Raw genomic sequence first — 21,625 nt, forward strand, 5'->3', positions numbered from 1 at the left:
ATCACATGGCCCGTGCCGGAATCACCGCCGACCGGCTGGTCGCCGCGGCGGCCGAGCTGGCCGACGAGGTCGGCTTCGAGCAGGTCTCGCTGTCCGCGCTGGCCCGCCGGTTCGGCGTGAAGGACGCGAGTCTCTACTCGCACGTCCGCAACCTCCAGGACCTGCGCCACCGGATCGCGCTCCTGGCCGGCGGCGAGATGATCGACCGGATCGCCGTCGCCGTGGCCGGGCGGTCCGGACGGGACGCCCTGGCCGCCTACGCCGACGCCTACCGGGCGTACGCCCTCGCCCACCCCGGCCGTTACGCGGCCACCCAGATCCGTATCGACCCCGCGTTCGTCGACACCGACGCCCCCGCCATGCGCCGCACCGTCGAGATCACCTACGGCATGCTGCGCGGCTACGGCCTGGCCGAACCCGATCTCACCGACGCCGTACGCCTGTTGCGTGCCACCTTCCACGGCTACTGCGCCCTGGAGGCCTGCGGCGGCTTCAACGCGCCGCGCGATGTCCGCGCCTCCTGGGAGCGGGCGGTCGACGCCCTGCACATCGCACTCGAGAACTGGCCCCGCGAGGAGACCGACCACCATGTCTGACCTGTACTACGACGTCACCGGCAGCGGCCCCGTGCTGCTCGTGCTCCCCGGCGGAGCGGGGCACCCCATGGGTCTGGGCCCGCTCACCGAACGCCTCGCCCCGCACTTCACGGTCGTGACGTACGACCCGCTGGGCCTCGCCCACGGCCGCCTGGGCGACCCGGTAGCCGACCAGGCGGTGCGGGACTGGAGCGCGGGCGCGCACCGGGTGCTGGAGGAGGTACTGGCGCAGGGCCAGGGCGAGTCGGCGTACGTCTTCGGCACCAGCTCCGGCGGTATCACCGCCCTCGACCTGCTGGCCCGCCACCCGGACCGGCTCCGGCACGTCATCGCCCACGAGCCGCCGTGCGTCACCCTGCTGCCGGACGGCGAGCGCCTGCGCACCGGGCTCATCGAGCAGCTCGACGCCGCCCGCCCGGCCCCCGGGTCCCCGATGGCCGTCTTCCTCGCCCACGTCCTCCGCCCCTTCACCACCTACAGCCCACCGGCCGCGCTGCCCCGCCTCACGATCGCGGCCGGAATCGACTCGAAGGGCCAACTCCTGTACCGCACGGCGGAGTTCGTCGCCGAGCACACCGGCGCGGCTTTCACGGAGTTCCCCGGCGGCCACCTCGGCGTCCTCGAAGACCCGGCCGGGTTCGCCGACCGGGTCAGGGAGACACTGCTCGGGACCGGGTGACACCACTGGGATGACACAGAGCGACCGACCGCACACCTGGAATGCAGCGACGGAGGAGGCGTGACTATGGTGGAGAGAAGGTCATCACCGAGGGCCTGACCCAGGGCGCAAGCTCCGCCGGCCACCGCACGGCGGAGGCGCATCGCGACGCTCGTCAGCCTTGTGCGCTCGGCGCCATGCCCTTCCCGGACTTCCCGATCATGCCGTTCTCGGATTTCCCCAGGGAGCATTCCCATGGCTGCTCAGACCGCCAAGATCGTCCTCGAACCCGAAGCGCGGGAACTCGCCGAAGCAACCTCGCACCATCCGTTCCTGTACGAGCTGGATCCCGCCGCGGCGCGCAAGGTCCTCGACGACCTCCAGGCCGCGCCGGTCGACAAGCTGCCGGTCGACGAGGAGTGGGTCACCGTGCCGGCCGCCGTGGGCGATGTGCGGGTACGCATCGTCAAACCGCAGGGCGCCACCGGAATGCTGCCCGTCGTGCTGTACATGCACGGCGGCGGCTGGGTGCTGGGCAACGCCGGCACCCACGACCGCCTGGTGCGGGAGCTGGCGGTCGGCGCACGCGCGGCCGTGGTCTTCGTGGAGTACACGCCGTCACCCGAAGCCCACTACCCCGTGGCCATCGAGCAGGGCTACGCCGCCGCGCAGTGGATCGTCCGCGAGGGAGCGTCCAAGGGGCTGGACGCACAGCGCATGGCGGTGGCCGGGGAATCGGTCGGCGGGAACATGACGGCCGCACTCGCCCTCATGGCCAAGGAACGCGGTGACGTCACGTTCGTACAGCAGTCGATGTACTACCCGGTCACGGACGCGGCCATGAACACCGGCTCCTACGACCAGTTCGCCACCGGCTACTACCTGAGCCGGAAGCTGATGGAGTGGTTCTGGGACGCCTACACGACCGACCCGGACCAGCGCGCGGAGATCACCGCGTCTCCCAACCAGGCCACCGCCGAGCAGCTCTCCGGCCTGCCGCCCGCTCTGCTGATCGTCGACGAGGCCGACGTGCTGCGCGACGAGGGTGAGGCGTACGCCGCCAAGCTCCGGGCGGCCGACGTCCCGGTGACCACGGTGCGCTACGACGGCACGGTCCACGACTTCATGTTGCTCAACTCGCTCAGCAAGTCCGAGGCCGCCCGTGGCGCGATCGACCAGGCCACGACGTTCCTGCGCAATGCCGTCGGAACCGACCAGGCCTGACGGAGACGTCCACACGCACGGCAACCTTCCGGGACCCGGCGGCGACCACAGGGCATGACTTCTGCACCACGCACCACACGTCACCGCCGGGTCCACGCCTACCGCAAGCCCGCGATCGGGCTCCTCGCCGCCGGCGGTCTGCTGGCCGGCGCCTGGTACGCCACCGCCGGCGCGGCCACGACCCCGGGCCTGAAGGTCACGTCCACGGCGGTGAGTCTCGGCGCCAAGTTCCCCTACCTCTCCGCGGGTTACAACAACGCCCGGGAGTGGAACAGAACCGCCACCGCGGTCGCCCCCGACGGCACGCTCCGCGTCGCCTGGCCCGCCGCCGACGGCGTGCACGTCACCCCGCTGACCGCGGCCGGCAAGCGGTCCGGCGCCGACACGGTCGTCAAGGGCGCGAAGGAAGTGGGCGGTCTGGTCGCCCACAACAACGGCTTCGCGCTGCTCACCCGGGTCTCCGACACCAACAAGTGGAAGGAGACCGCGGCCGCGATCGTGCGCTACACGGGCGGCAAGCGGACCTGGACCACCAAGCTCACCGGCACCGCCTCCCACGACACCTCCCCCACCCTCGACGGGCAGCTCACCTGGAACGGCTCCAAGTACGGCGCCTACTTCGTGGTGCACGGCGCCGGCGGCTTCGCCGACGGGCACTTCGGCGACAAGCTGTCGTACGTCAGCGCGGGGGGCAAGAAGCTGAGCGGCGGCTGGAGTTGGGGGTGCAGCCACAACGAGGGCATCGCCCTGCACGCCGAGACCTCCGGCGCCTTCACCTCCCTCTGCTTCGACGACTGGCGCTCGGGTCTGTTCGTCTCCACCGGCATCGGAGCCCCGGACGTGGCCCCGGTCGTGCAGCGGGAGCAGTGCTGGGCAGGGTACTGCGGTGGTACCTTCCCCGGCCGCACCGGCGACCTGGTGAAGTCGTCCACCGGCAGGTACGCGACCGCGTTCGCCTCCCGGGGCTCGGCCGCCGCGAAGAAGAACCCGGACGACAGCAGCGGCCGCGGCTGGACGGTCACCCCGAAGACCGCCACCCACCAGGTCGCCATCGCGTTCCTGAAGAACCGCAACTCCGGTCCCGGCAAGGCGGTCTACCTCACCAGTGCCAAGACCGTCGAGAACGTCAACGTGCACCTCGCGCCCTACGGCAAGGACAAGCTCCTGCTCTCCTGGGAGTCCCTGAAGAACGCCAAGTGCTCGGCCGGCACCTGCACCGGCACCTTCACGGGCACGCACCTGCGGCTGGTCGACTGGAACGGCAGGTTCGTCAGCGCCGACAAGGTGGTGAGCGCGCGGTTCACCGGTGACATCGCGGTCCTCAAGGACTCCTCCCTCACCTGGGCCTACGCACCCGTCACCCCGACCTACGGCACCCCGCTCAGCGGGGCGTCACCGACCACGACGACGCTGCGGATCGCCCGTCTCACCCCGTGACGGGAGACGGCGTGCTCCCCGGGGCGCCGAGCGACTCGACCATCCGGCGCATGGCCTCGACGGGCTGCGCCGGATGGCGGGCGGCCGCCTGCCGTACGTACTCGCGCAGGAGCCGAGCCGAAGCAGCCGACGTCGCGGCAGGATACGGCGGGATCCCCCTCTTTCAAGGAGAGGGAGGATGCCAGGATCCGCATGATGCCGAAAGCGGCTCAGCCCCGCGCGGTGTGCTCCACCTCCACGCCGGACTCCTGCCACCGGACCCGGAGCCCGGGACCGCCGCTCCACAGCACCGTCAGCTCCCGGTCCCCGTCCGCGCGTACGGTCACCGTCTCCCCCAGCGCCACGGCGTCCGCCGTGCCGGTGAGCCGGCTCAGCGCGACGAACAGGGTCGCGTCCTGCGCCGTGACCCCGGTCAGCGCGTCGTCGAGGTTCACGGCGGGCAGCAGTTCGGCCCGCAGCCCCTCCGGTGCCGCCCACCCGGTCACCCGCACCGGCGTCCCGGGCTCCGCCCCCGTCACCCGGAAGGCCCGCACCTCCACGGCCCCGTGCACGAGCACGGCGCTGGTCACCCGGGCGCCCGCGCCGGCCGAGTGCCGCGAAGCCGCCCACCCCTCCCCCACGCCCAGCGGCTCGATCCGGGTGCGGCTCGGGTCGTCGCCGACGATCACGCTGTTGTCGTACGACGCCGAGGGCCCGGTCACGGTCGAGTAGCCGAGGCGGGTGTAGTAGGGGTCGTAGCGGACGTCCTCGCTGCCGTGGTTGTGGAGGCGCACGATCCCGTCCGAACTCGTGGACTGGAGAAGCCAGTTGGCGGGAGCGATCGGGGTGACCGCGTCGGCGCGTTCCGCGGGGGCCGGTTCCTCCGGCGCCGTCCACACCTCGTGGTCCGGCGGGAGCAGCAGTCCGAGGAAGCCCTTGCTCGCCCAGTACGGGGAGGCGGGGCCCGAATAGCCCTGCAGGACGGCGGGGTCGGGGCCGTGCCAGCCGAGGGTCAGCAGGCCCCGGTCGTCCAGCGCGTCCCGGTCGAGAAAGTACTGCAGTGCCCCGGAGGCCAGTCGCCGGGTCTCCCCGGGGGACAGGGGGGTACGGCCGGTGAGCGCGCCCAGCCACAGCGGGGCCGTGGTGGCGAAGCGGTACGTCAGGGAGCGGCCCTGGTGCATCGGGGCTCCGTCACCGCCGAACAGGCGGGCGTAGTCGGCGAGATGGCGTTCCAGACGGCCGCCGTACAGGTCCAGCAGCTGCTGGTCGTCGGCCAGCCAGGCGTGCAGCACCGGGTAGAGGTGCATCGCCCAGCCGTTGTAGTAGTCGAACTTGCGGCCGTCGCCGTCCGTGTACCAGCCGTCCCCGACGTACCAGTCCTCGATGCGGGCCAGGCCGTGGTCGACCGCCTTGTGCGCGGCCTCGGGCTCATGGCCCACCTCGGCCAGGAAGCCGCCGACCGTCACCGGGAACAACTCCCAGTTGCAGGGCCAGGGTTCGGCGGTCAGCGCATCGGCGAGCCAGGCCGCCGCCCGTTGCCGTACGGCGTCGTCGAGCCGGTCCCACAGCAGCGGGCGGGTCAGCCGCAGGGCGAGGGCGACCGAGGCGGCCTCGACCAGCGGCTGGCTGCGGTCCTCGATGCGCGGCCAGACGCCCGCCACGCCGGCCGCGAGTCCGTCCGCGTACCGCTGGAGCGCGGTCTCGTCCCGGCGGAAGGCGGCGAGGAGCAGGGTGCGGGCGTAGCCCTCCAGGCCGTCGGAGAGGTGCCCCGACCAGCTCTGGTGGTCGCCGGGGAGGTGGTAGAGGGCGCGGTCCGGAGTGGCGTACGGCTCCACTGCGGCGAGCAGCGCGTCGGCCGCGGCCTCCCAGTGGGCGCGGGTGTAGCCGGTGCGCGGGCTGCGGCGGCGGTCCTCGGGAGGCAGCTGCATCAAGGCTCTCTCTCGCTCGTGCCGTTCGAACCTGGGGCGCCCCGGTTCCGGTCGAGGCGCCCCAGGGGCTCATTCCGCCCGCACGGTGCCCCGGGGCACCAGGTGCTGGGCGAGAAGCTCATCACGCACCAGGCCCGCGTAGACGGTGGCGCCGTACGCGGAGGTGTGCGTGTTGTCCTTCTTCTCGTTGTACAGGTACAGCACCTTGGAGCCCTCCACGCCGAGGGACTCCACCAGCGCCTTGGTCTTCGCCGTGAGGTCGATCAGCGGAACGTCCTCGGCGGCGGCGACCGAGCGGATCACCTCAGGATGATTGACACCGAGCCCGTTGACCAGAAGCGCGATGTCGTTGTTCAGCGTGCCGTCGGCATTGAACCAGCGGCGCACGATGGGTGTGACCAGCACCGGCCGCCCGCCCTTCTCCCGTACGCCCGCCACCAGTGTCTCCAGGTTCGCACGGTATGTCGCCTCGTCGGTCGTCTTGTCGTTGTGCGCCAGCTGGATCAGGACCAGATCACCCGGGCGGATCAACTGCTGGACGGTATCCCAGAGTTGGGGGTTCTGGAGATAGGTCACCGTACTTTCGCCGGAGTCGGCGTAGTTGGCGACGGCGACGCCCTTGCGCAGGTACTGCGGGAGCTGCTGGCCCCAGCCGGAGTAGGGGTCGGCGGGCTGGTCGCAGACGGTGGAGTCGCCGACCAGGAGGATCTGCCGGGTGTGCCGGGATGCGGGGGTGACGCGGATGTCGGCGAGTGCGGGGGCCGAGCCGCCGATGGCGAGGTCCAGGCCCGGGGTTCCGTCCGGGCCCGTCGGCTCGCCCTCGGGGGTGCGGACGTTCACGGTGAAGCCGCGGGTGACGCGCCGGCCCGCGGCCGCGGCGGTCTCCGGGAGGAGCGAGCGCCGGGTCTCCCCGCTGATGCTCGTGCTGGACGCGGCGGCGCCGCCGAGCCGGACGGTCACGTCGTAGTCGCCCGGTGGCACGTCGAAGTGGCAGGCGGTGGCGGTGCAGTTCGCGATGCCGAGGGGCGGCTGCCGGTCGTGGGCCTGGGCAGCGGGAGCGGCCGTCAGGCAGGTGCCGAGGACGACCGCCGCGAGCGCGGCGACACGAACACCGTTGAAACGTCTCACCCGGGACTCCTCCGTCGTGGTGACAGGACCAGGCGGGGACCGTACCGCCATCCACAAGCGCTTTCTAGACCTTGGGCTGTTTTCACGAGATTGCCAACTCCGAGGGAGCGAAAGCCCTTTCGCGAAATCGATTCAACTGCCACTCTCACAAACACCCGCACCCCCGCCCCACCGAAGGAGGCACCCCCATGTCCGGATCCACCGGGAGACCGCTCGGACGCCGCACCTTCGTCCTCGGCAGCGCGGCCGCCGCCGGTACCGCCGCCCTCACCGGCCCGCTGGCCGGCACCGCCTCGGCGGCGAGCTTCGGCTGGTCGGACGACGGCTCCAACTACGTCGTGGACACCGGCGCCAGCCTGGTCTTCAAGGTCAGCAAGACCAACGGCGACCTGACCTCGCTGGTCTACAAGGGCACCGAGTACCAGGGCTACGGCGGAAAGAACTCGCACGTCGAGTCGGGCCTCGGCACCTCCACGGTGACCATCGCCCAGTCCGGCACCACGATCCTGATCTCGGTCGCGTACGGCACGCTGAAGCACTACTACGCGGCCCGCAGCGGCGAGAACAACGTCTACCTCTGGACCAACAAGGCCGACTCGTCCGTCACCGCCACCCGGTACATCGTGCGCGTCAAGGCCGGCCTGTTCCTCAACGACGAGCCGGACTCCTACACCTACGCGCCCACCGTGATCGAGTCGGCGGACGTCTTCGAGAAGTCCGACGGCCAGACCCGCGCCAAGCACTACTCGAAGCTGCGGGTGATGGACTACAGCTACATCGGCTGGACGACCGGCAGCGTCGGCCTGTGGATCGTGCGCAGCAACCACGAGAAGGCCTCCGGCGGCCCGTTCTACCGCTCGCTGCTGCGCCACCAGAGTGCCGACGGCGGCGGGCTGTACGAGATCCTGTACTACGGCGAGAACCAGACCGAGTCGGAGCGCTACGGCCTCCAGGGCCCGTACGTCATCGCCCTCACGGACGGCGGCGCACCCTCCTCGTCCCTGTACCCGGGCACCCTCACCACGTCCTGGGCGGACTCGCTCGGCATCTCCGGGTACGTGTCGGCGAGCGGGCGCGGGCGGGTGGCCGGCGTCGGCATCACGGGGCGGGACACGGCGTACGCGTACACCGTGGGGCTCGCCAACTCGGCGGCGCAGTACTGGGGTTCGGCGCGCTCGTCGGACGGCTACTTCTCGGTCGCGGGCGTGTTGCCCGGCACGTACACCCTCACCGTCTTCAAGGGCGAACTGGCCGTCTACACCGGCTCGGTGAGCGTCTCCGCCGGTGCGACCACCACCCTGAACACCATCGCCGTGCCGTCCTCCAACGATCCCAGCAACGCGTCCGCGATCTGGCGGATCAACAACTGGGACGGCACTCCGGGCGGGTTCAAGAACGCCGACCTGATGACGTACGCGCATCCGTCCGACGTACGGGCCGCCGCCTGGACCGGGAACGTGATCATCGGCAGCGGCACCGAGACCTCGGCCTTTCCCTGCTACCTGTGGAAGGACGTCAACAGCGGGATCGTCGTCTACTTCAAGCTGACGGCCGCCCAGGCCGCCGCCGCGCACACCCTCAGGATCGGCGTGACGACGGCCTACGCGAACGGCCGGCCGCAGGTCGTCGTCAACGACACCTGGACCTCCGCCGTCCCCTCCCCGCCCACCCAGCCGAGCACCCGGTCACTGACCGTGGGCTCGTACCGGGGCAACAACTACACGTTCACCTACAGCGTTCCGGCGTCCGCCTGGCTGACGGACACCAGCGCCTACAACACGCTGAAGATCTACGTGGCGAGCGGCTCGGGGACGACGGCCTACCTCAGCGCCGGCACCGCGATCGACGCGATCGACCTGCTGGCCTGAACCGACCCTGATTCATCATCAAGTCCCGCGCGTCCACTGCTGGTTCGTGCCGCTGTTGCAGGTGTACGTGATGATCGCGGCCGAGTTGGCGGTGGACGCGCCGTTCACATCCAGGCACTCACCGCTGGTACGGGCCTTGATGTTGACGTAGGAGCCGGAGGTGACGACCGACCACTGCTGGGCCGTGGCGCCGGTGCAGTCCTCCTGGGTGACGCTGCTGGAGTTCTCCTGGAGGCACAGCGAGCTGCCCCGGCCCATCAGTTCGTAGTAGCCGGTGCCCAGGTCCTTGAACCACCACTTCTGGTTGGTGCCGCTGTTGCAGGTGTACTGGCTGATCGCGACGGCCTCCCAGAGGGACTGGTTGGGGACGTCGGCGCACTTGCTGCTGTTCCGGGCGATCAGGGTGTTGTACGTGGCACTGGTCCCGCTCACCGTGCCGGCGGCCGTGTCGACGGAGACCTCCGGGTACCAGGACATCGACATCGAGGTGGAGGTCGGGAAGGTCAACGGCAGCCAGACGTACCGGGAGTCGTTGACCGTGCCGCCGAAGGAGTTGCCCCAGCGGTCGCCCATGTAGAGGTACGAGGTGCCGGACGTGCCGGTGACCGGGAGGACGTACGCGGTCTGGGAGTTGTAGGCCGTGGAGTCGCCGACGTTGGTCCAGGAGGTCCAGGGGCCGGCGAGGGAGGTCGCGGTGGCGTACTCCTGCTGGTTGGCGCTCCAGCCGGTCGCGCCCGAAGTGAGCATGAAGTAGACGCCGTTGCGCTTGAAGAGCGCCGGGGCCTCGCGGTGGCCGCCGGCCCAGGGGTTGGCGACCAGGCTGTCGATGGCGGTGTAGTCGGCGGTGAGCTTGTAGATCTGCAGGTCGTAGTTCTCGTTGGCCGCCGAGACCATGTAGGCCGTGCCGTCGGTGTCGACGAAGGTGGTGATGTCCCGGGACATGTACTGGCCGAGCGGCTGGAAGCTGCCCTGGTAGGTGTAGTTCCCGTCGACGGTGTCGGAGACGGCGACCGCGGCCTTGGCCTCGCTGTAGTCGACGCCGTTCTCCTTGTGCATCCACATCACGAACTTGCCGGTGGAGGCGTTGTAGATGACCTTCGGACGCTCGATGTAGGCGGTGCCGAGCTCGGAGGCGGAGGACTGGGTGAGGACGTGGTTGCGGAACTCCCAGGTCTTCAGGTCGGTGGAGCGGTAGGCGTCCACGTACTTGAAGGTGTTGTCGGAGTTGCGGTCCTCGCCGAACCAGTAGTAGTAGCTGCCGACCTTGATGACCCCGCCGCCGTGGGCGTGGACGATGTTCCCCGAAGTGTCGGTGAACTGGGTGCCGTTGGTGACCGTCTGGGAGGCGGCCGCGGCCGGTCCCGCGGTGGCCAGGGCGCCGATCACCGCCAGACAGAGGGACAGCAGGATCGCGTACGCACGTCTCATCTCACACACGCTCCTTGGGGGAAGGGAACCTGTTCGACATACCGAACTGCATTTGTCATGACGAACGTTGTGATCGCCGAAAAGGTAAGGGTGTGTTACGCGTGGGTCAACGGGTCTGACGCGACAAGGGGGAAAGCGATTTCCAACCGATCCGTGCCGGTGGCCGTTTTTCTGTTATCGAGGACGGTCCCCCACCGTCTCCCATGATGTGCGCAGCCACCTCCACACCACCGCAGCGGCCGCCGGCGCCCTCGCCGCCCTCCTGGCCACCGCTCCCCCGGCGTCCGCCGCCTCCGCCGCCGCCCCGGCCTCCGAAGCCGGCACCCGGGACGTCACCGCCGACGTCCTCGCCGACCGGGACGTGACCGTCACCGGCGACACGGTCGTCACCGTGCCGGCCGGGACGACCACGTACGACGGCGTCCTCCGCGGCGAGGGCACGCTCACCGTGCGCGGCGGCGGCACCCTGATCCTCACCAAGGACAGCGACTTCACCCTGCCCAAGTCCCGGCAGCGGCAGGTCGTACGCACCCAGGGCGGCAACCACCCGTATACGACGGTCACCAACCCCGACCCGCCCGCGATCACGGTCGAGCGCGGTACGACCCTGCAGTACGGCACGGGCGGCGGCACCGGCCTGATCGGCCACTTCCCGTACGACACCCCCGGCTACCAGCTCAACCAGCTCAACATCCGCGTCGACGGCACCCTGCGGCTCTCCCTGACCCGCACCTTCAACATCGGCACCATCAGCGGCTCGGGCCTGGTGACCCAGCCCCGCAACATGTGGGGCACGCTGGACCTGGCGGGCACCCACCCGTTCTCCGGGGTCATCGACAACGGCACGGGCATGGCCGTCGGCCGCCCGGAGTACCCGGTGGCGCTCCCCGCCGCCCGCGCGATCCTCAACCAGGGCTCCTGGATCATCGACACCCCGCTGGGCCAGACGATCACCCTGCGCCAGGACTTCTACCAGCGCGAGTACGGCAGTGACGTCAACGTCCACTCGCGGCCGGGCAGCAAGGTGGTCCTCACCGGCCAGTACAGCTACAGCGACCGGGGCGGTGACACCAGCCCGTCGCTGAGCGACCCGTCCCTCAACTGGAAGCCGATCGCGCACCAGCTGAACAAGCGCGGCACCAACATCGAGGGCGCCGACGTGCGCTGGGGCGACGGGACGACCCACCGCATCTTCATGCCGGGGACGAAGGAAACCGTCTACGTCAACCTGCACGAGGCGAGCGGCCGGCGCTCGAAGCTGACCTTCGACTACAACGGCCCGGTGACCCTGGGCGCCCCGATCGGCGGCGGCCGCTACCACGACACGCTGGCCGCACCCGGCGCCGGGGACATCGTGATCGCGGGAACCCGCGGGAACGACGTGACCTTCGCGGCCGCCCAGGACTACGACGGCTCGACGACGATCCGGAACGGCGCGGTGCTGCGGCTGGGTTCGGGCACGAAGGGCGGCGACGGCTCGCTCCTGACGGGCACCGAACGCCGGCGCGTCGACAACGACGGCACCCTGGTCGTCCGCAACACCTCCACCCCGATCCGCCTGGCATACGTCGGCGGCTCCGGGTCCCTCGTGCAGTCGGGGGCGGCCACCACCACCCTCACCGGCGGCGCGGTGACGTACACGGGGACGACCACCGTCAGCCAGGGCACCCTCGCCCTGCGCTCCGGGGCGACGCTCGCGCACAGCGAGGCCATCCGGCTCACCTCGGCCGGGGCCCGTCTGGACCCGGGCACGGCCGGCCTGCGGGTGCTGACCACGCTCTCCGGAACGGGCACCGTGCTGGGGTCGGTCACCAACGACAGCCTGGTGACCAGCGGGCTGACGGTGAAGGGGGACTACACCCAGCACAAGCAGGGCGAACTGGTCCTGCGGAAGAAGCCGTTGAAGGTGACGGGCCGCCTCGCCCTGGCCGGTGCGCTGGACCTGTCCGCCGCGGGCACCGCTCCGGCCCGCCGCATCACCCTGATCGACCACACCGGCACGACCCGCACGACCGGCAGCTTCGACGGGCTGCGCGAGGGCACCGAGGTCAAGCTGGCGGACACGGTCTACCGGATCACCTACCGGGGCGGCGACGGCAACGACGTGGTCCTGAACGCGGAGGCCGCCAGGGCCTCGACGAAGGCGGACACCGCCGACCCGGCGTCCGCTCCCCCGGCCGTGACCACCCGCACCGCCGCCGAATCGACGGACGCCTTCGGCTGGTGGCCCTACGCCCTCGCCCTCGGCCTCCTCGGCGGCCTGATGGTCCCGGCGGCCCGGCGCACGCAGCGCAAGGGCCGCCGGAGGAACAGGCGGCACGCGGCCTGACCGCCTGCCGGTGCCGCCTAGCGGTGCCGCCCGCTGGGCGGCTCCGGGAAGCCCAGCTCCGGCGCCGAGGCGCGCGCCTCGGCCGCCCAGTCCGCGAGGAAGGCGAGCGTCGAACCGCGCTCCCGGTAACGGAGTCCGGCGGCGATCGGGCGGCCGCCTCCGTAGTCCAGCTGCTCCTCGCCGGCGCGGGCCAGCATCAGGGCGGTGAGCCAGTCGTACTTCACCGCCGAGGCGCACACCGCGAGCCGTACCAGCCGCTCGTCGATGTCCCGGCCGGACTCGCGCAGGCCCTGGAGGTAGGCGTCGTAGGCCGCCGCCGCGTACTCGGGCAGCCGGGCGGCCGGGACGAAGAGGTCGAAGACGGAGTCGGGGAGGTAGTTGCCCAGGTCCTCTCCCAGGGCGCCGTCCCCGGCGAACGACCAGTCGAGGGCGACGGTGGCGGGGCCGTCGGAGCGGAGGTTCGCGGGCCACATGTCGAGGTGGCAGAAGGCCCGCGGCAACTCCTCCAGCACCTGGAGGAACCACTCGCGGTCGTGGTGCAGCCGGACCATCTCGCGGCGCAGGCCGGGCGGGAAGTGGTCGCGGACCAGGGGCTGCCGCCAGGCCCCGTCGTCGTCCAGGAGCTCCTGGCCGAGGGTGTTGCCGCCGATGTACCGGCGCAGGAAGCGGCGGGTCAGCCACGGTTGGTCGGCGGGCCGCACGGCACCCTGGGCGGCGCCGAGGCGGCGGGCGTGCTCGACGTGCCGGGCGAGCGGCCATGCGGTGGCCGGCTCCCCCGGCACGTCCTCCAGCCACAACGCGACGTCCCCGTCGGGCCGTTCGACGAGAGCGAGCAGCCGGGGCGCGCGGATGCCGTAGGGCTGCCAGACCTGGGCGAGACCGGACTCGTAGACGTGCGCCTCGCGCCGCCAGTAGTTCCAGTGCCGGGGCTCGTCCGAGGCCGCCCATCGTTCGGTGGCCTCCTTGTTGCGGGTGAGCACCTTCAGCACGGCCGAGCGGCGACCGGCGCGCACCCGCCACACACCGCCGGTGACGCCGTTCTTCGGGTTGTGGACGAGGGGGTCGAAGACGGCTCCGTCCGCGCCGAGCACCTCGCGGGCCTCGGTGTCCTGGAGTGTCGTTTCAGGCATGGCCCAAGGCTAGTTCGCGGGCGATCTCCGCGGCGCCGCCCACCTGGATCCCCGGGCTGTCCGTCTCGTGGCGCACGACGGCCCTGATCGTCGCCGGGGTGCCGAGCGAGTCGCCCATGTCGGCGGTGACACCCCGCAGGCCGTCACGGGCCAGGTGGGCGGCCAGGCAGGCCGTGCTGTTGGCGTTGGCGATGTCCTCGGGAACGCCGATCGACGGGGCGAACATACGGGCCGCGACCCGGCCGCCCGGTGCCGGGGCCGAGTAGAGGTAGCAGCCCAGCAGGGCCGGCCGGTCGCAGGCGGTGCGGAGGCGGTCGAGGTCCGGGGTCAGCGCGGAGACGGCGGACCGGGTGGGCAGCGGGACGAGGAGTCGCGGCCGCCCCAGGGTGGCGACGACACAGCCGGGCGTGTCCCCGGCGACGCCCAGGGCGCTGAGGACGTCCTCGTGTTCGCCGGCCTCGGGCGCGCGCAGGCCGACCGGGCCCGGCGTGAACCAGGCCTCCAGGCCGCCGTTCCCGTCGTGCCGGATCGCCCGGCCCGCGAGGGTGCCTCCCCGCGTCCGCAGGGTGACCTCGCGGGTGCCGGCGCGCGCGGCCAGGACGGCCAGCGCCGCGACCGTGCCGTGGCCGCAGCCGGGCAGTTCGCCCTCGGCGGTGAAGAAGCGCAGCGTCGCCCCGCCGCCGTCCCGGTCGGCGGAGAGGAACACGGCATGGGACGTACCGGCCCGGACGGGCACCTCGCGCCGCTCGTCGTCGGTGAGCGGGGTGTCGTCCAGGACCGCGGTGGGGCTGCCCCCGCGGCCGTCGCGCAGGCAGGCACGGACGATGGTGACGTTCACGGCAGCGAGCGTAGGGCAGGACGCCGCCGAGACGCCGTCACAGCAGGCCGGCGTGACGTTCGAGGAACGCGGCGACGTCCGCGGGATCCTCCAGGGGAAGCGGATAGACCACGAGCCGGTCGACGCCGAGGTCGGCGTAGCGCCGGGCGGTGTCGGCGTTCACCGGGGAGAGTTGCGTGAAGTTGATCTCGAGTCGGCCCAGCCACTGAGGGCGTTCGACCTCGGCGGCCGCTTTCCGCAGCCCGGCGAGATGCCCGGCGAGATCCTCCGGGCTGTCGCCGTTCCCGAACCACCCGTGGCCGCGCGCGACCGCCCGCCGGAACGCGGCCGGGCTGTGGCCGCCGATCACGATCCGCGGTCCGTGCTCCCCGACGGGCCGCGGGTGCGCGTCGATGCCGTCGAAGGCCACGTACCGGCCCTGATAGGACGGCGCCGGCTGGGTCCACAGCGCCCTCATCGCGTCCAGGTACTCGTCGGTGCGCCGGCCACGCTCCGAGTACGGCACTCCGACAGCGGTCATCTCCGGTTCGAGGTAGCCGGCTCCGACCCCCAGAGACAGCCGGCCGCCGCTGAGCACGTCGAGGCTCGCGACCTGCTTGGCGAGCACCAGCGGATTGCGCTGCGGCAGGATGACGATCCCGGTGCCGAGCTCCAGCCGTTCGGTGACGGCCGCGACGTAGGCCAGGGGCGCCAGCGGGTCGAGAATCGGATCCGTGGGCTCCATCGGCGCATCCGGTACCCGGGGGCTGGGCAGCACCACGTGCCCACCGGCCCACCACGACCGGTACCCCAGCTCCTCCGCCAGCCGAGCCAGCCGGACGGTCTCCGCAGGTCCCAACACGGCCTTGGCGTTCAGCCCGTTGACGCCCAGTTCCACCGGTGCCCACCTCCATACGCCCCGGGCGGCGACGACCTCGGCGCCCTGCTCGCACCCACGCGCCCATCATCGAATCCCGCGCATCCGCTGTCCAAGAGCTGCTGTTATAGCCTTCGGCTATGGATGTCCACATCCGGGACCTGCGCTCCTTCGTCGCGGTCGCGGAGGAACTCAGCATCACCCGGGCCGCGAGCGATCGGCTCTTCGTCTCTCAGCCGACACTGAGCAAACAGATCCGCCGGCTGGAGCTCTCCTTGCGGACCGGCCTCTTCGAGCGTGACCGGCGGACGGTCACCCTGACCGCCGCGGGCCGAGCCCTGCTGCCCCAGGCACGGCGGCTGATCGAGCAGTGGGAGGAAGCCCAGCGTGCGATCGCCGACGCCGTGGCCACCCAGAACTCCACGCTCACGGTCGGTTTCCACACGAGCATCGGCCGCGGACTCATCCCGGCCGTCACCGCCACGATGGAGAAGCTGCTCCCCGGTTGGCGACTCCAGTTCCGCCAGATCACCTGGGCCGACCCGACGGTGGGACTCGCCGGCGGCGATGTCGATGTCGCCATCGGCTGGCTGCCCGTCCCGACGGGTGGCGACTACGCGCACAAGGTGATCACCAGGGAGGACCGCTGGGTCGCTCTTCCGGCCGGTCACCGGCTGGCCGACCACCCGGTCGTCTCCTTCGAGGATCTCGCCGACGAGCCTTTCATCGCCCTTCCGACGACGGCCGGGGCGCTCCGCGACTTCTGGCTCGGCAACGATCGTCGCCGGACACCGGCGCGCATCGCCGCGACGGCCGAGACCGCCGAAGAGACCTTTGAAGCGGTCGCTTCAGGGCTCGGGGCAGCCCTCCTCGCCGCGGGCAACGCCGAGATCTACAGGCGGGAGAACGTCACCTGCCGGCCGGTCACCGGTCTGTCTCCCAGTGAGCTCGCCGTCGTCTGGCGCGCGGGAGACCACCGCAGAGCCGTACGAGTCTTCGTCGACGCCTGCTGCCTCTGCACGGCAGCCTGCTCGTAGGGGCCTGCCCGCACCGTGGACACGGTCGGTCGTTTCGCTGCCGGGTCGACTAGCGTCGGAGGCATGACCAGCGACAACTCCCCCAGCCTCGCCGACGCCCTCGCCGCCGGGACGGTCGTGCTCGACGGCGGCATGTCCAACCAGCTGGCGTCCGCCGGGCACGACCTGAGCGACGAGCTGTGGTCGGCCCGGCTGCTGGCCGACCACCCCGACGCGGTGAGCGACGCGCACCTCGCCTACTTCAGGGCGGGCGCGGATGTCGCGATCACCGCCAGCTACCAGGCCACGTTCGAGGGCTTCGGCAAGCGAGGGATCTCCCACGAGGAGGCCGTCCGGCTGCTCGCGCTGAGCGTGGCGCTGGGGCGCGACGCGGTACGTCGGGCGCGGGCGGAGGGGATCGTACGGCCGCTGTGGGTAGCCGCCTCGGTCGGGCCGTACGGGGCGATGCTCGCGGACGGCTCCGAGTACCGGGGGCGGTACGGGCTGAGCGTCGGGGAGCTGGAGCGGTTCCATCGGCCGCGGCTGGAGGTGCTGGCCGCGGCGGGGCCGGATGTGCTGGCGCTGGAGACCGTGCCGGACGCGGACGAGGCGGCGGCACTGCTGCGGGCGGTGCGGGGGCTGGGGGTGCCGGCCTGGCTGTCGTACAGCGTGGCGGGTGGGCGGACCCGGGCGGGGCAGCCGCTGGAGGAGGCGTTCGCCCTGGCGGCGGAGGTGGACGAGGTGATCGCGGTGGGGGTGAACTGCTGTGCGCCGGAGGATGTGGAGCATGCGGTGGAGGTGGCGGCGCGGGTGACGGGGAAGCCGGTGGTCGTCTACCCCAACAGCGGCGAGGTGTGGGACGCGGAGGCCCGGGCGTGGACCGGGCGGTCGTTGTTCGACACCGGGCAGGTGGAGGGGTGGCGGGCGGCGGGGGCTCGGTTGATCGGGGGGTGCTGTCGGGTGGGGCCGGAGGCGATTGCCGGGATCGCTCGGGTGGTTTGAGGTCGCCCGATCGCCGTGGGTGGTTGGGGCGGTGGGCGGCTGCGGGCTGGGTGGGGGCTGGTCGCGCAGTTCCCCGCGCCCCTGACGGGGCGCTGTAGTGCCGTTCCCTGCACGCCTGACGGGGCGCTGCAGTCCCGTTCCCTGCAACCCTGACGGGGCGCTGCAGTTCCGTTCCCTGCATCCGTGGCGGGGCGCTAAGGTCCCCGTGGGAACCGGTTGGTGGGGGTGGGGTTGACCAAGAAGAGCGGGGAAGACGGGCGGAGCACCATTCGCGATGTCGCCGCGCGCGCCGGGGTGTCGGCCTCCACCGTGTCGCGTGTGCTGGGCGGTGACTATCCCGTCAGTGCCGCCACCCGTACCCGGGTCCTGCGTGCCGTGCGTGAGATGGACTACGTCGCCGATGCCCGTGCCAAGGCCGTGGCCGGGGTCGGTACGCCCACGCTCGCCTTCGTGCTGGAGGACATCACCGGGCCGTCCTTCGCGCACATGGCGTACGGCGTGGAGCGGGAGGCGGCGCGGCTCGGGCATCTGTCGCTGGTGTGCAGCACCGACGGTGACGTGCGGCGGGAGCTGGAGTTCATCGAGATGATGCGGGCCCAGCGGGCCGCCGCCGTGATCCTGGTGGGCGGGGCCGCGGACACGCCCGACTACCGGGAGCGGACGCGTCGGGTCGCCGACTCGCTCGCCTCGGCCGGGTCGCGGCTGGTGCTCTGCGGGCGGCCGCCGCTCGGGCCCGACGCGCCGGTGACGGTCATCGAGTACGACAACGAGGGCGGCGCCTACGCCCTGGTCGCCCACGTCCTCGCGCAGGGGCACCGGCGGGTGCTGTTCCTGGGCGGGAAGCCGGACCACACGACGGCGATGGGACGGGAGCGGGGGTATCTGGCCGCGCATCGGGCCCGGGGCCTCGAACCCGACCCGGAGCTGCTGCTGCACGGCGACTTCACCCGGGACTCCGGGCACCGGCTGATGCGGCAGGCCCTGGCACGGGGACCGGAGTTCAGCGCGGTGGTCGCCGCCACCGACATGGTGGCGGCGGGGGCGCTGACCGCGCTGCACGAGGCGGGTCTGACGGTGCCGGGGGACGTGTCGCTGGCCGGGTACGACGACATACCGTTCGCCCGCGATCTGCACCCGGCCCTGACCACCGTGCACGTGCCCTACGAGGAGCTGGGGCGGCTCGCCGTACGGACCGCGCTCGGCCACGGCGGGGAGTCGGCCGACGAACACCTGCTCCTCGGCACGCATGTGGTCGTACGCGACTCAGTGGCGGCGTACGGCGGCCACTGAGCGGCGCAGCCGGCGTACCGCCAGGGCCAGTTCGGCGGTTCGTTCGGGGTGCGGCGGTGGCGCGCCGGGGTTCCAGAGGGCGAACTCCTCGTCCCGGGGGCCGGACACCGTGTGGGGCTCGCCGTCGCCGAGGACGCGGACCGGGTGGGTGTCGTCCCAGGGCTGCCAGCCGGGGTCGCCGGTGGTGGCGAAGCGGACCCAGGCACCGTGCATGGCGTCGGCGAGGTCCTGCGGGGCGCCCTCGCCGGCCAGCCGGGCCGCGTCGGGCACCTTCCCGGTGTCGAAGACGAAGCCCAGTTCCAGGGCGTGGCAGGCGCCGAGACCGGGGCGGTTGGAGGGCCAGGCGAACTCGTAGAGGTAGGAGGAGCCGGGGCGGGCCCCGGCCAGCCGGTGCAGCGGGCGGCGGAGCAGGTGGTCGGTGACCATCTGGCCGACGACCTCGGCGGGGCCGGCCGCGGGATGCAGGGTGCGGTAGCCGCGCGGCACCTCGTGGCCGACGTGGCAGCGGGCCATGGCACCGGCGAGGGCGACCGGGCCGAGCCGGTCGATGTGGTCGACGAGGCCGCCGGGGACCAGCCAGAGCCGGTACTCGTCGCGGGTCCAGCCCATCAGGAGGTCGACGCCCATGGCCGCCTCGCCGTCGAGGAGGGCCTGGAGCGGGTCGCGGGGGACGAGGTCGCCGTCGACGACGATCCCGAAGGCGGGGCCGCCGAGGACGGGGCTGCTGAGCCGGCCCACCTCGGCCTGGGTGCGCAGCAGCAGCTCGCGGTCGACCTCTGCGAAGGCCTGCGCGGTCGCGGGGATCCTGAGGCGGCTGGCCATCCGGCGGACCATGCGCCGTACCTTGTCGCGTTCCGAGGCCTCGGGCGGGCCGCTCTGCAGGACGGCCCGGCGGATCAGGCCCTGGGTCTGGGGTGCGGCGAGCAGGGCGCCGGTGCTGATGGCGCCGGCGGACTGGCCGCACAGGGTGATGCGGGCCGGGTCGCCGCCGAAGGCCGCGATGGTGTCGTGGACCCAGCGCAGGGCGGCGAGTTGGTCGCGCAGGCCGGGGTTGGGCGGGGTGTCGGGGAACAGGCCGTAGCCCTCCACGCCCAGCCGGTAGTTCACCGAGACGAAGACGACCCCGTCACGGGCGAACGCATGCCCGTCGTACACCGGAACGGCCGAGGATCCCCTGGTCAGGGCGCCGCCGTGCAGCCAGACGAGGACCGGGAGCCGGGCACCGGGGCCCGGCTCCGGGGTCCACACGTTGAGGTTGAGGCAGTCGTCGCCGGGGACCACCGGGTCGGACAGATACTGCGCGAACGCCTCCGAGTACGGCGGTTTGGGCGCCGTCGGCCCGAAGGCGGCCGCGTCCCGGACCCCGTCCCAGGGCTCGGGCGGCACGGGCGGACGGAACCGGTGCGCCCCGAAGGGCGGGGCGGCATAGGGGATACCGCGGAACACGGCGACCCCGCGCTCCCACCTGCCGCGCACCGCCCCGTACGGGGTGTCGGCCACGGGGTCCTTCGGCTCCGTCCGGTCTGCCGTCATCCGCCCACCAGCTCCTCCCGCCGCGTATGCCAGTACGCCGGTAAGAAAAGAGCACCACATCCGCTTCCAGTATTCCGGCACACACGGCGGTCAGGCGGATACGCGCGGCTACTTGGCGTACATCAGGGTGCCGAAGCCGAGCTGGTCGTAGCCGCCGCTGTCGGAGCCGTAGTCACCTCCCCCGCCCTCGGGGGCGACCAGGTTGTAGTACATGGCGGAGATGTACTTGTCGTCGAGGTACAGACGCCGGTTGTAGTGGAAGTGGAGCATGGCCCACACCGGGCGGACCTGGCCCCGGGAGCTGGCGGATACGACGGTCTGGGACGACTGGGCGCAGCTCTGCCCGGTGCCCCAGGTGTAGGTGGTGAAGGGGACGTCGTCGCCGATGTTGTACTTGGCGACGTACTGGGCGGCCTTCATGAACCGCTTGTCGTCGTAGGAGTACAGGTCGTCGCCCTGGTTCCAGGCCATTTCACAGACCGCGCCCATCTGGCCCATGCCCATGACGGTGTGGCCCTGGTCGCGGCCGGACTCCTGCCACTGGCCCAGCGCGTAGCCGTCGGAGTCGGTGTACAGGTAGGGCACCGCGTGCCCGATCGAGCCGTTGCCGGCGCCGGACTTGAAGTAGGTGACGGCCTGGTCGTACTTGGCCTTGTCCTCGTTGAGGATCCCGATGGCCAGGATCGAGGCCATGTTGCACAGGTCCCAGTTGGCCCAGTAGTTGGTGATGCAGGCGTCGTTGTGGTTGGTCAGGAAGCTGTTGTTGAGCGGGTAGAAGACGTTCGCGAGCATCGACTGGGCCGCGGCGAGGTCGAAGCCGGAGTAGTCGCGCATCAGCTCGCAGGCGTTGGCGAACTGCCAGCCGTAGAGGCCGGACGCGAGGAACCGGTCGGCGTTTCCGGTGACCGTCGTCAGGGTCCTGGACCAGGCGTTGAGGATGTTCGCGGCGCAGACCGCGTTGGCCTCGGTGCCGCCGACCTTCCAGCGCAGGGCGTTCTGGTAGGCGGCGGCGATGTCGTTGTAGAGCAGGCTGTAGTTCTGCCCGTCGCCGCCGCGGATGATGGTGGCGGTCGCCCGGTTCGTCCAGGTCGACTGGGAGTGGGAGTTGGCGGTCAGCTTGTTCCAGCCGGACAGCCAGGGGTCGGTTCCCGCCGCGACCCTGACCTTGGCGCGGTTGATGTCACCGGCGTTGTGCAGCATGCCGGGGTGGGTGAACGTGGCCGGGGCCGCGTGTGCGGTCGTGGCCACGGTGGCGCCGCCGAGGGCGAGGGCGGCGGTGAGGCCGCCGGCGGTCTTCAGCAGACCGCGGCGGCTCAGCTCTGTTCTGCGGAGGTGCTCGTGGGGGGAAGTGCGGCTCATCGCTGTGCATCTCCAATCCGTCTGGC

The 21,625-nt window shown here is 71.7% G+C and carries 17 protein-coding genes; 9 read left to right on the forward strand and 8 right to left on the reverse strand.

Features of this window, described 5'->3' with window-relative positions:
- The first annotated feature begins 5 nt into the window (after positions 1–5).
- The 4 genes from KVT45_RS12480 to KVT45_RS12495 all read left to right on the forward strand — a co-directional run bounded on the left by KVT45_RS12480 (position 6) and on the right by KVT45_RS12495 (position 3,915).
- A complete protein-coding gene (locus tag KVT45_RS12480) occupies positions 6–596 on the forward strand; it encodes a TetR/AcrR family transcriptional regulator (RefSeq protein WP_217546902.1) in 591 nt (196 codons plus the stop codon).
- The gene (locus KVT45_RS12485) at positions 589–1,275 is read left to right on the forward strand and encodes an alpha/beta fold hydrolase (protein ID WP_217546905.1); all 687 of its coding nucleotides are present in this window, start codon (positions 589–591) and stop codon (positions 1,273–1,275) included. The genes KVT45_RS12480 and KVT45_RS12485 overlap by 8 nt, the downstream gene beginning before the upstream one ends.
- Positions 1,276–1,509: 234 nt before the next feature.
- A complete protein-coding gene (locus tag KVT45_RS12490) occupies positions 1,510–2,478 on the forward strand; it encodes an alpha/beta hydrolase (protein ID WP_217546907.1) in 969 nt (322 codons plus the stop codon).
- Between the two features lie 54 nt (positions 2,479–2,532).
- Positions 2,533–3,915 carry a hypothetical protein gene (locus KVT45_RS12495; protein ID WP_217546910.1) on the forward strand — a complete coding sequence of 461 codons (1,383 nt, stop codon included), beginning with the start codon at positions 2,533–2,535 and terminating at the stop codon, positions 3,913–3,915.
- Positions 3,916–4,124: 209 nt separating this feature from the next.
- Here the strand turns inward: KVT45_RS12495 and KVT45_RS12500 are convergent, their stop codons facing one another.
- Together KVT45_RS12500 and KVT45_RS12505 are read right to left on the reverse strand one after the other, a co-directional pair.
- Positions 4,125–5,822 carry a DUF2264 domain-containing protein gene (locus tag KVT45_RS12500; RefSeq protein WP_217546913.1) on the reverse strand — a complete coding sequence of 566 codons (1,698 nt, stop codon included), beginning with the start codon at positions 5,820–5,822 and terminating at the stop codon, positions 4,125–4,127.
- Between the two features lie 69 nt (positions 5,823–5,891).
- Complete coding sequence (locus KVT45_RS12505) at positions 5,892–6,950, reverse strand: rhamnogalacturonan acetylesterase (RefSeq protein ID WP_217546915.1); 1,059 nt, start codon at positions 6,948–6,950, stop codon at positions 5,892–5,894.
- A gap of 188 nt (positions 6,951–7,138) precedes the next feature.
- On the opposite strand from KVT45_RS12505, the gene KVT45_RS12510 reads away from it, so the two are divergent.
- Positions 7,139–8,818, forward strand: a complete 1,680-nt coding sequence (locus tag KVT45_RS12510) for a rhamnogalacturonan lyase B N-terminal domain-containing protein (protein ID WP_217546917.1) — start codon at positions 7,139–7,141, stop codon at positions 8,816–8,818.
- 18 nt (positions 8,819–8,836) lie between these two features.
- On the opposite strand, the gene KVT45_RS12515 is transcribed toward KVT45_RS12510, so the two are convergent.
- Positions 8,837–10,246: an RICIN domain-containing protein gene (locus KVT45_RS12515; RefSeq protein ID WP_217546919.1), complete on the reverse strand. Its 1,410-nt coding sequence runs from the start codon at positions 10,244–10,246 to the stop codon at positions 8,837–8,839.
- A 208-nt stretch (positions 10,247–10,454) separates the two neighbouring features.
- Here KVT45_RS12515 and KVT45_RS12520 point away from each other — a divergent pair, with 208 nt between their 5' ends.
- A complete protein-coding gene (locus tag KVT45_RS12520) occupies positions 10,455–12,575 on the forward strand; it encodes an autotransporter (RefSeq protein WP_217546921.1) in 2,121 nt (706 codons plus the stop codon).
- Positions 12,576–12,592: 17 nt separating this feature from the next.
- Here the strand turns inward: KVT45_RS12520 and KVT45_RS12525 are convergent, their stop codons facing one another.
- Genes KVT45_RS12525 through KVT45_RS12535 form a run of 3 tightly spaced genes read right to left on the reverse strand, consistent with a single transcriptional unit; the run spans position 12,593 to position 15,420 of the window.
- Positions 12,593–13,705 carry an aminoglycoside phosphotransferase family protein gene (locus KVT45_RS12525; RefSeq protein WP_217546922.1) on the reverse strand — a complete coding sequence of 371 codons (1,113 nt, stop codon included), beginning with the start codon at positions 13,703–13,705 and terminating at the stop codon, positions 12,593–12,595.
- Positions 13,698–14,543 carry a PhzF family phenazine biosynthesis protein gene (locus tag KVT45_RS12530; RefSeq protein WP_217546924.1) on the reverse strand — a complete coding sequence of 282 codons (846 nt, stop codon included), beginning with the start codon at positions 14,541–14,543 and terminating at the stop codon, positions 13,698–13,700. Before KVT45_RS12530 ends, KVT45_RS12525 begins: the two co-directional genes overlap by 8 nt.
- Before the next feature lie 37 nt (positions 14,544–14,580).
- A complete protein-coding gene (locus KVT45_RS12535; RefSeq protein ID WP_217546925.1) occupies positions 14,581–15,420 on the reverse strand; it encodes an LLM class F420-dependent oxidoreductase in 840 nt (279 codons plus the stop codon).
- A gap of 119 nt (positions 15,421–15,539) precedes the next feature.
- Here KVT45_RS12535 and KVT45_RS12540 point away from each other — a divergent pair, with 119 nt between their 5' ends.
- The 3 genes from KVT45_RS12540 to KVT45_RS12550 all read left to right on the forward strand — a co-directional run bounded on the left by KVT45_RS12540 (position 15,540) and on the right by KVT45_RS12550 (position 18,707).
- Complete coding sequence (locus KVT45_RS12540) at positions 15,540–16,436, forward strand: LysR family transcriptional regulator (RefSeq protein ID WP_217546928.1); 897 nt, start codon at positions 15,540–15,542, stop codon at positions 16,434–16,436.
- 63 nt (positions 16,437–16,499) lie between these two features.
- Positions 16,500–17,417: a homocysteine S-methyltransferase gene (gene mmuM, locus KVT45_RS12545; RefSeq protein WP_217546931.1), complete on the forward strand. Its 918-nt coding sequence runs from the start codon at positions 16,500–16,502 to the stop codon at positions 17,415–17,417.
- A gap of 231 nt (positions 17,418–17,648) precedes the next feature.
- Entirely contained in the window at positions 17,649–18,707 is a 1,059-nt protein-coding gene (locus KVT45_RS12550) for a LacI family DNA-binding transcriptional regulator (protein WP_217546933.1), read from the forward strand.
- Here the strand turns inward: KVT45_RS12550 and KVT45_RS12555 are convergent.
- Both KVT45_RS12555 and KVT45_RS12560 read right to left on the reverse strand, forming a co-directional pair.
- Positions 18,681–20,240 carry a carboxylesterase/lipase family protein gene (locus KVT45_RS12555; RefSeq protein ID WP_217546936.1) on the reverse strand — a complete coding sequence of 520 codons (1,560 nt, stop codon included), beginning with the start codon at positions 20,238–20,240 and terminating at the stop codon, positions 18,681–18,683. The genes KVT45_RS12550 and KVT45_RS12555 overlap by 27 nt on opposite strands.
- A 108-nt stretch (positions 20,241–20,348) precedes the next feature.
- On the reverse strand, positions 20,349–21,599 hold the full coding sequence (locus tag KVT45_RS12560) for an alginate lyase family protein (RefSeq protein WP_217546939.1): 1,251 nt from the start codon (positions 21,597–21,599) through the stop codon (positions 20,349–20,351).
- Positions 21,600–21,625 lie beyond the last annotated feature (26 nt).

This window comes from Streptomyces sp. GbtcB6 (genome assembly GCF_019091475.1).
Taxonomy (GTDB): Bacteria; Actinomycetota; Actinomycetes; order Streptomycetales; family Streptomycetaceae; genus Streptomyces; species Streptomyces hyaluromycini.